Genomic DNA, 8,079 nt, shown 5'->3' with positions numbered 1-8,079 from the left:
CCGCCCCACATCCGGGAATCCCCCGCAGACCGCTCCTGCGCAGCATCCGGTTCCGGACGCTGCGCGGGAGGGACTCGAAAACATAGAGAGGCAAGATCGATCATGAAGATTAGCAAAAAGCCAGGCGGGGTCCTTGGCATCGTCGCGATGGCATCGATCGTCGCGCTCTCCCTCTCGGGTTGCACCCGCGGCGGCTCCGGGCAGGGCGGCGGCTCGGGGGCTTCCCCCGGAATTACGGACACTTCGATCACTCTCGGTATCACCACTCCGCTCAGCGGCGCGACCGCCGGTCCGGGGACCTGCACTGTTGCAGGCGTCTCGGCCTACTTCGGTGCTGTGAACGCGGCGGGCGGGGTGAAGTTCGGCGACGGCAAGACACGCACCGTCACCATCAAGTCCTACGATGACGCGTACGATCCGCAGAAATCGCTGGCGAACTTCCAGCAGATGGTGTCGGACAATGTGTTCGCCGCCACGGCGGGCCTCGGCACCCCGACCAACCGGGCCTTCCGTGAGGCCGCCATCAGCCAGAAGGTCCCGCAGGTGCTTGTGATGACCGGCGACCCTCTGTTCAGCGACCAGAAGCAGAGCCCCTGGCAGCTGGGGTTTGTGCCGATCTACCAGAATGAGGGAGCTGCCTTCGGCAAGCTGCTGACAGCATCGAAAGATCAGCACAAGGTCGCCATCCTGTCGCAGAACGACGACTACGGCAAGGGCTACGTGTCGGGCTTCAAGGATGCCATCAAGGGCGCATCCAACATCTCGGTGGTCGGGGAACAAACCTACGAGGCCACTGACACCTCGGTGGACGCGCAGCTCACCCAGCTCGCCGCGTCAGGGGCGGATGTCTTCTTCAACGCCATGTCGGTCACGCCGCTCACGATTTCCTCGCTGCAGAAGGCTCAGCAGATCGGCTGGAAGCCCAGCTGGTTCCTCCCCTCCAACACCTCGAGCCCCACGGCGATCCTTGAGCCCGGCGGCGCGAGTGCCTACCCCGGCATCTACTCCGTATCCTTCGCCAAGGCGCCCCAGAGTCCGGCGTTCGCCAAGGACCCCGACGTCGTCAAGTTCCTTTCGGAACTCAAGCAGTACGGCAACTACCCGGACATGCCGGCGTTCCCGCACTGCATGTGGAGCTACATGGTGGGAGCCACGCTTGAGCAGGCGTTCAAGAATATGACCGAGCCGACGCGTGACAGCTTCATGACCGCCCTGCGGAACATCAAGGGCTTGCAGGCGCCCCTGATGCTGTCGGGGACGTCGATTGACACGACAGTCGACGGGCAGCCGGCCGTGTCGTCGGTGATCGTGCAGAAGTACAACGGAAAGGGATACGCGACAGCGGAGAACTTCGGGTAGCCGCCTGGCGCGGCCGGTGGAGGCCGCTAGACGCGGGAGGCGCTCGGGTCGGTCCACACTCCGCCCGAGGCTTCCAGCTCGTCGATGAGCTTGAGCCCACGCTCTGCCCAGGCAATCTCGACGCGGGCCCGGTCAACGAGGCCCTCGTAGGTAAAGCGCTTGAACGCGATTGTGCGTTCGCGGTCCGCAGGTTCAGTGACCGCGAGGCGCCGCACCAGCATCGGGTTGGCCACCTCGGAGATACGGAGGAGTTCACCCTCCCATTGCGCGAGTTCGCGCTCCCACTGCGCACTGTGCCTGCGGAAGAAGTCGCGTGCCGCCCCGGGAGACGCCGCTTCGAGGTAGGCGGCCCGCAGGTGGGCGGGATCGCGGACGCGTGCATACTCCAAGGGTGTCTGCATCCAGGCGAGGAAGGCCCTGTTCCCGGCATCCGTCACGTGATAGACGCGCCTGGTGGCGCGCTGGCCCCGCGGTTGCTCTTCGCCCTCGACGAGGTTATCGGCCTCCATTTTGCGCAACTCGGGGTAGATCTGGGAGTCGGGGGCGTGCCACACGTGCCCCACCGACAAGGAGAACTGCTTCTGCAGTTCGTACCCGGAGAGCGGGCCCACGCGCAGCAACGCCAGCAGCGCGTATCGAAGGCTCATGCGGTACTCCTTGAGTGGCTGGCCGGAGGTGCAAGGGGGCGCCGCAGCCCCCTTGCACCGAGGTTCCCAGCCTAGGCCGACTGGTAGTTCGTGCGCCAGCCGCCCTGATATGTGGCGCGTGCGACCGTGGAGTAGGGCACGGGGCTGACGACGGCGCGCACCTCCGTCTGCACGTGCGGCTCCACGGCAGCCTTGGCGGTGCCGCCGTTCGGCTCTCCCCACACGACCCTCAGTTCGGTGCCCTCGGGAACATTGGCGTCGATCGTCGCGAGCGACAGTGCCCGCCGCTCGTTCGCGCTGTAGCCGGTGAACATCGAGTAACCGACGACCGTTCCGTCGGCGTCGACAACGGAGTCGTAGTTCGCCGAGCCGTAGTTTGCCAGCGGCAGGTCGAAGAACTTGTAGCTCGGTCCTTCCACGTTGAACAGCGATGCGAAGATCGACGTGACATCTGCAGCGTCCCAGGCCAGGGTCACCTTCTTGCGCTGCGCGGCCGGGTCGATCCGCTCCAGGGCATCGCGTCCGATGAAGTCGTGGTCGAACTTCACGAACGAGCCGTAGCCGAGCTCCCAGGGAGTCAGGTAGTAGTCCTCGATGTTCCCGGACACGAAAGACCCGGCGAGGGTTCCGGTCGCCTCGTAGCCGTCCGCGGGAAGCCATTCGCGATAGCCGCGCTCGGCTTCGCCGGTGTAGATAGCCGGCAACGGCGAGGGGATCCAGCCTGATTCGAGCGTGTTGGACGGGTAGGCGCGCGAACCGACCGGAACGAGCCCGAACTCGGCGCCGGCCTCGACGATCGCGTCGCGAATGCGGCCGTGGTCGGCGTACGGGCCCCAGATCTCGAGCCCGGGTGCGCCGGCCATCCCGTGGCGGAGGGTGCGGACGGTCGTACCGTCGATCGTCATGGTCGACATGTTGAAGAACTTGAGCTGCTCGAGCGGGCCCCCGTTGAGCTTTTCGATCACCTGCCAGGCGTTCGGTCCCTGGATCTGGAAGCGGTAGTACTGGCGGCTCACCTGGTTGCCGTAGGGCCGTGAGGGCGAACGGCGGTCCACTGTGATGTCGAGATTCCCGTAGCCGCCGGTCTCGCCGTGGTAGAGCAGCCAGTTCGCCGCCGGGGCGCGTCCGACGTAGACGTACTCGTCCTCTGCCTCGCGGAAGAGGATGCCGTCGCCAATGACGTGTCCGGACTCGGTGGTCGGCACATACTGCTTCGCCTTGTTGACGGGGAACGTGGCGGTCGAATTGATCGCCGTGGAGGTGATCAGCTTGATCGCGTCCGAGCCCTTCATGAACAGGTTGTCCATATGGTGCGACTGGTCGTATAGCACGGCGGTCTGGCGCCAGGCGGTCTGCTCCTTGATCCAGTTCTGGAAGTCGGCCGGAACCACCGGGTAGATGTACGAGCCGATCTGGGAGTTGCGGAGGAGGTCGACTGCGCCGCGGGATGCGTCAAGGACTTCCTGCAGATTCTTAGGTGCCACGGTGAACCTCTTGTTCTGTGTCGGTTGGTGCTGTCGGACTGTTCTGTCGGGGCCGCGGGGAGGAACCCTGCGGCGTAGGGATTTTTGGGGTCAGAAAACGATGGTCTGGTTGCCGTGCCGGATGACGCGGTCCTCGGCGTGCCATTGGACGGCACGCGAGAGCACGGCCCGTTCGACGTACGCGCCGCGGGCCTGGAGATCGGCGGCCGAATGGGCATGTGTCACACGGGCGACGTCCTGCTCAATAATCGGGCCCTCATCGAGGTCTTTGGTCACGTAGTGCGAGGTCGCGCCGATCAGTTTGACGCCCCGCTCCTTTGCCTTGCGGTACGGGGCCGCGCCGATGAACGCGGGCAGGAAGGAGTGGTGGATGTTGATCAGCGGCACCCCCACCCGGTCCAGGAACTCCGGGGACAGGATCTGCATGTAGCGCGCCAGCACCACGAAATCCACGTTCCCGTCCAGCAGCTTGAGGATCCCGGATTCCGCCTGTGACTTGTCTGCGCCAAGTGATGGCACGTGGAAGAAGGGAACCCCGAAGGAACGGACGTCCTCGGCCGTGTTCGTGTGGTTCGAGATCACCATCGGGATGGTCACCGGCAGCTCACCGCGCCGGTGCCGCCAGAGCAGTTCGAGCAGGCAGTGGTCAGACGTCGACACGAGGATGGCCATGCGCTTGGGGACTGACCGGTCGGTGAGCGTCCAGGAGAGCCCCAGCGGGGCCAGGGTCTTGTGCAGGTCCGCCTCGATCGCGGGCATCGCGGCTGCAAGGTCGGGCCGGTTGAACACCACCCGCTGGAAGAAATCGCCCGACGTCGGGTCGGACGAGTACTGGTCCAGGGAGACGATGTTCCCGTTGTTGCGGGTGACCAGGGCCGCGACGGCGGCCACAATCCCGGGCCGGTCGGGGCCGTGGACGATCAGGCACGACTGATCCTTCAGGGATTCGGTATGGAGGGCCACGCTGCCTCCTCAGCCCTGCCCGGAGACGAAGTCCCGGGCCCACTCCGCCGTCGCCAGCAGGCCGCCAAAGGTGTAGAAGTGCAAGCCCACGCGCCCTCCGCTGTGCGGCTGCGAGCCGTGGGTACGTTCTGCAAGCACGGCCGCAAGATCGTTGACGAACCTGTCCGGACCCGCATCACCCATGAGGTTCGTGAGCGAGAAACCGTACTTCTTCACGATCATCGCGTTGGCGCCGACGCCGAAGCGGCGCGCGAAACTCAGGAGCCGTTTGACGCCTGCCGGCCCGGGCGTACCGACGCGGATCGGGGCATTGATGCCCTTGGCCCGCACTGCATCGATCCAGTCGGCGACGGGATCGGTGTCGAACGCGAATTGGGTCAGGATGACGGCGCCGAGGCCCTGCTCGGTGAGCTCCGAGGTCTTGTCCTCCAGGGCGCGCCAGAGGGTCGCCTTCGGGATGTCCGGGTGGTCCTCCGGGTATCCGCTGATGCCGACTTCGCGCACTCCAAACTGCTGGAGGATGCCGCTGCGGATGACTTCGAGCGAGTCCTCGTAGGGACCAACGGGCGTGGCCGGATCACCGCCGACGACGAAAACGTGTTCCGAGGCGCCTGCCTCCTGGAGGCGACCGAGGAATTCCTCGAGCTGCTCCCTGGACTTCAGGCGGCGCGCGGAGATGTGCGGGACCGGTACGAAGCCGAGGTCGCGGGCCGCCTTGGCGGCGGCCACCCGCATCTCCAGGTCCTCGTTGCCGAGGAAAGTGACGTTGATCCGCGTGCCGGGAGGGATATGGCCCTTTGCCTCGGCAAGGGCGGGGATGTCCTTTCCGGTCATTTCGAGTGAGAAATCTTGGATGAGTTCCAGCGATGCTGCCCGGTTGGTCGCGGGCGTGATTCGAGTCGCCATCGGAGAGTCCTTTCGGTGGGTGCAACGTTGCGCCCACCTCCGACTTTACCTATGCAGATAGGGACTGTCCATAGGTATTACTAAAGTGGCTGCGCCGGTCACTCCGCCGACGGGGGTTCGGGTTCGAGGTGGGCGATCGCGCGGGTGTCCTGGAATGCCCGGACGCCTTCGATCCCCTGCTCCCGGCCCATACCGGACTGCTTCATGCCGCCAAACGGAGCGCGCAGGTCCAGCCGTGTCGCGCCGTGGTCGTTGACCCAGACATAGCCGCAGACCAGCTGTCCGCCCACGCGGTCCGCTGTTGCGGGGTCGGCGGTCCAGACCGAGCCGCAGAGCCCAGCCCACGTGGCATTCGCGGCCTGGACCCCCTCATCCTCGGTGTCGAACGGGATGAGCGGAATGACCGGCCCGAACTGCTCCTGGGTGACGACACGCAGCGAGGGGTCGGGGTCGATCACCAGCGCGGGGCGCAGGAAGTTGCCGCCCTGCAGGGCCGGGTCCGCCGGAAGTGCTCCATACTCCCTGACGTCGGCACCTGCCGCCTTCGCCTCCTCGATGAGCTCGGTGACAAAGGCCTTCTGCACCGGCGAGTGCAGGGGCCCCATCGTGGTCCCCTCCGCCAGGCCGTAGCCGATCACGGCATGCTCGAGCCGGCCGGACAGCCCCGCGACGACCTCGTCCAGGCGCGAACGCTGGACGTAGATCCGCTTCGCGTTCATGCAGATCTGGCCGGTGGTGTCGAAGATCGCGGCATACAGGCGGTCGAGGTGGGTGTCGTCGAGGATGGCGTCCTCCAGAATGACGGCGGCGTCGTTTCCGCCGAGTTCCAGCGTCACCCGGGTCAGTGATTTCGAGGCCATCTCCATGATGCGCTTGCCGCCCGCGACACTGCCGGTGAAGCAAACCTTTGCGACGTCGGGGCTGGTGATCAGGCCGGCCATGTCGGCGTCCTTGCCCGTCACGACGTTCAGCACGCCGGGCGGCAGTTTCTCCGCGATCCTCTGGACCACCCGGGTAGTCGCGAGCGGAGCCGTGGGCGGGGGCTTCACGATTGCGGTGTTGCCGGCAAGAAGCGCGTGCGGCAGCGAGGCCGCGAGGATCGCGATGGGCCAGTTGAACGGCACGATGACCGTCACCACACCGAGCGGCTGGAACGCGACGGTGGTGGACACAGGGATCCCCGGCGCCGGCGGAAGCACCTTGGTGGCGTCCACCTCGTCAGCCAGCGCGAGTGCGAGGTTCCACCGGATCTCGAACACCAGGGAGTCGACCCACGCCTCGAGACGGATCTTCCCGTTCTCCTGGGACAGGATGGCGGCATCCTCGTCACGGAAATCGGCGATGCCCTCCAGCGCCACGCGCATCTGCTCTGCGCGCTCCTGCGCGCTCAGCGCAGACCACCCGGGGTACGCCGCCTTCGCCGACGCAATCGCGTCGTCGACGTCACCGGGGCCCGCCGCAGCCGCGTGCCCGACCGTGACGCCGGGTTTTCCCGGGTCCACGATCTCAAGGGTCGAAGCGGCCTGGCGCTCGGTCCCCCCGATGTACAGGCCGGTCGTCACCGGTGTCGATGTGTTCATTGCGTTGGTCATTACTTCGCACCTCTCTGTGCAGTACTGCCGGATACGTTCATTTCGCCAGCGGCGACGTTGGGCGTTCCGTGGGTGTGGAACGTCTCGATCGTTTTCATGCCCCAGGCCTGCCCCTTTTTGCGTTCCTCCTGGGTCCATTCCACCACCGGCGAGTCAGGATCCAACAGCAGGCGGGCACCGGCGTTGGCGAACTCAATGCGGTTGCCGCCGGGCTCCCAGACATAGAGGAAAAACGTCTGGTTGATGGCGTGCTTGTGCGGGCCCGACTCGATGTGGATGCCGTTCTCCAGGAAGATGTCGGCCGCCTTGAGGATGTCCTCGCGGGTGTCCGGGGCGAATGCGACGTGGTGCAGCCGGTTGCCGTGTTTCAGCCAGTCATCGGAGTACACGATGTCGTAGGACTTGTTGTTGAAGTGGAACCACCAGGCGGCATAGCCGCCGTCGTCGAGCTTGATGCGCTCGCTCTCGCGTCCCCCCAACGCCTTCGCCACGAACTCTCCGTTGGCCACCACGTCCTTGGCCAGAAAGTTGATGTGGTCCAGCCGCCTGGCGTTCACACCGCGGCCGGGAAAGGCCGAGGCCTGGTTCTTCAGCGCGGGCTTGTCATCGGTGGCCACATACCGCGCGGTCTCGTAGTAGATCGCCAGGTCGTGGCCGTCGGGGTCGCGGAACGCATAGGCAGGACCCGTGCCCACCTCGCCGTCCACCCAGCCGACGCCGAGGCCGGTAGCCTCGATCGCCGCCACCCGGCGCTCGAGCGCCGCCTGGCTGGTCGTCCGGAACGTGGTCCGCCCGACGCCGGCGTCGGCCGACTCGGTGAGCTTCAGCGTGTAGAGCTGATACTCGTCCCACGTCCGCAGGTACACCGACCTGTTCTTCCCGGCTGTCTTTTCCCCGGCTGCGCCGGATTCGGCGACGACGCGCATGGCCAGCAGGTCGCGGAAAAACCACAGGCTTTTTTCGAAGGTGGGAGTCAGTAGCTCCACGTTTCCCAGGTGGGCGACGTCGAACGAGGTGAACTCGGTCATGGAACTGTCCTCTCTCAGGGGTGGGTGTCACAGGCGGGGGCGGGGGTAGACGTGCCCCTCGAAGATTTTTCGCGCCGTGCGCAGGGCGGCCGAGCGGGTA

At 65.9% G+C, this 8,079-nt stretch carries 7 protein-coding genes; 1 reads left to right on the top strand and 6 read right to left on the bottom strand.

The features are described 5' to 3' along the window. Window positions 1-102 precede the first annotated feature (102 nt). Complete coding sequence (locus tag K789_RS0117630) at window positions 103-1,359, top strand: ABC transporter substrate-binding protein (protein WP_024367920.1); 1,257 nt, start codon at window positions 103-105, stop codon at window positions 1,357-1,359. Window positions 1,360-1,385: 26 nt separating this feature from the next. On the opposite strand, the gene K789_RS0117625 is transcribed toward K789_RS0117630, so the two are convergent. The 6 genes from K789_RS0117625 to K789_RS0117600 form a co-directional block, all read right to left on the bottom strand. Next, window positions 1,386-2,006, bottom strand: coding sequence for a PadR family transcriptional regulator (locus tag K789_RS0117625; RefSeq protein ID WP_024367919.1), 621 nt, complete (start codon window positions 2,004-2,006; stop codon window positions 1,386-1,388). Between the two features lie 71 nt (window positions 2,007-2,077). Continuing rightward, window positions 2,078-3,490: a vanillate/3-O-methylgallate O-demethylase gene (gene ligM / locus K789_RS0117620; protein WP_024367918.1), complete on the bottom strand. Its 1,413-nt coding sequence runs from the start codon at window positions 3,488-3,490 to the stop codon at window positions 2,078-2,080. Window positions 3,491-3,580: 90 nt separating this feature from the next. After that, a complete protein-coding gene (gene purU / locus K789_RS0117615) occupies window positions 3,581-4,453 on the bottom strand; it encodes a formyltetrahydrofolate deformylase (protein ID WP_024367917.1) in 873 nt (290 codons plus the stop codon). Window positions 4,454-4,462: 9 nt separating this feature from the next. Further along, the gene (locus K789_RS0117610; protein WP_024367916.1) at window positions 4,463-5,359 is read right to left on the bottom strand and encodes a methylenetetrahydrofolate reductase; all 897 of its coding nucleotides are present in this window, start codon (window positions 5,357-5,359) and stop codon (window positions 4,463-4,465) included. A gap of 98 nt (window positions 5,360-5,457) precedes the next feature. After that, the gene (locus K789_RS0117605; RefSeq protein WP_024367915.1) at window positions 5,458-6,951 is read right to left on the bottom strand and encodes an aldehyde dehydrogenase family protein; all 1,494 of its coding nucleotides are present in this window, start codon (window positions 6,949-6,951) and stop codon (window positions 5,458-5,460) included. Further along, entirely contained in the window at window positions 6,951-7,979 is a 1,029-nt protein-coding gene (locus K789_RS0117600; protein WP_024367914.1) for a VOC family protein, read from the bottom strand. The genes K789_RS0117605 and K789_RS0117600 overlap by 1 nt, the downstream gene beginning before the upstream one ends. Window positions 7,980-8,079 lie beyond the last annotated feature (100 nt).

This window comes from Arthrobacter sp. TB 26, from assembly GCF_000427315.1.
Classification (GTDB): domain Bacteria; phylum Actinomycetota; class Actinomycetes; order Actinomycetales; family Micrococcaceae; genus Arthrobacter.
This window is presented reverse-complemented; position numbering and strand designations above follow the sequence as displayed.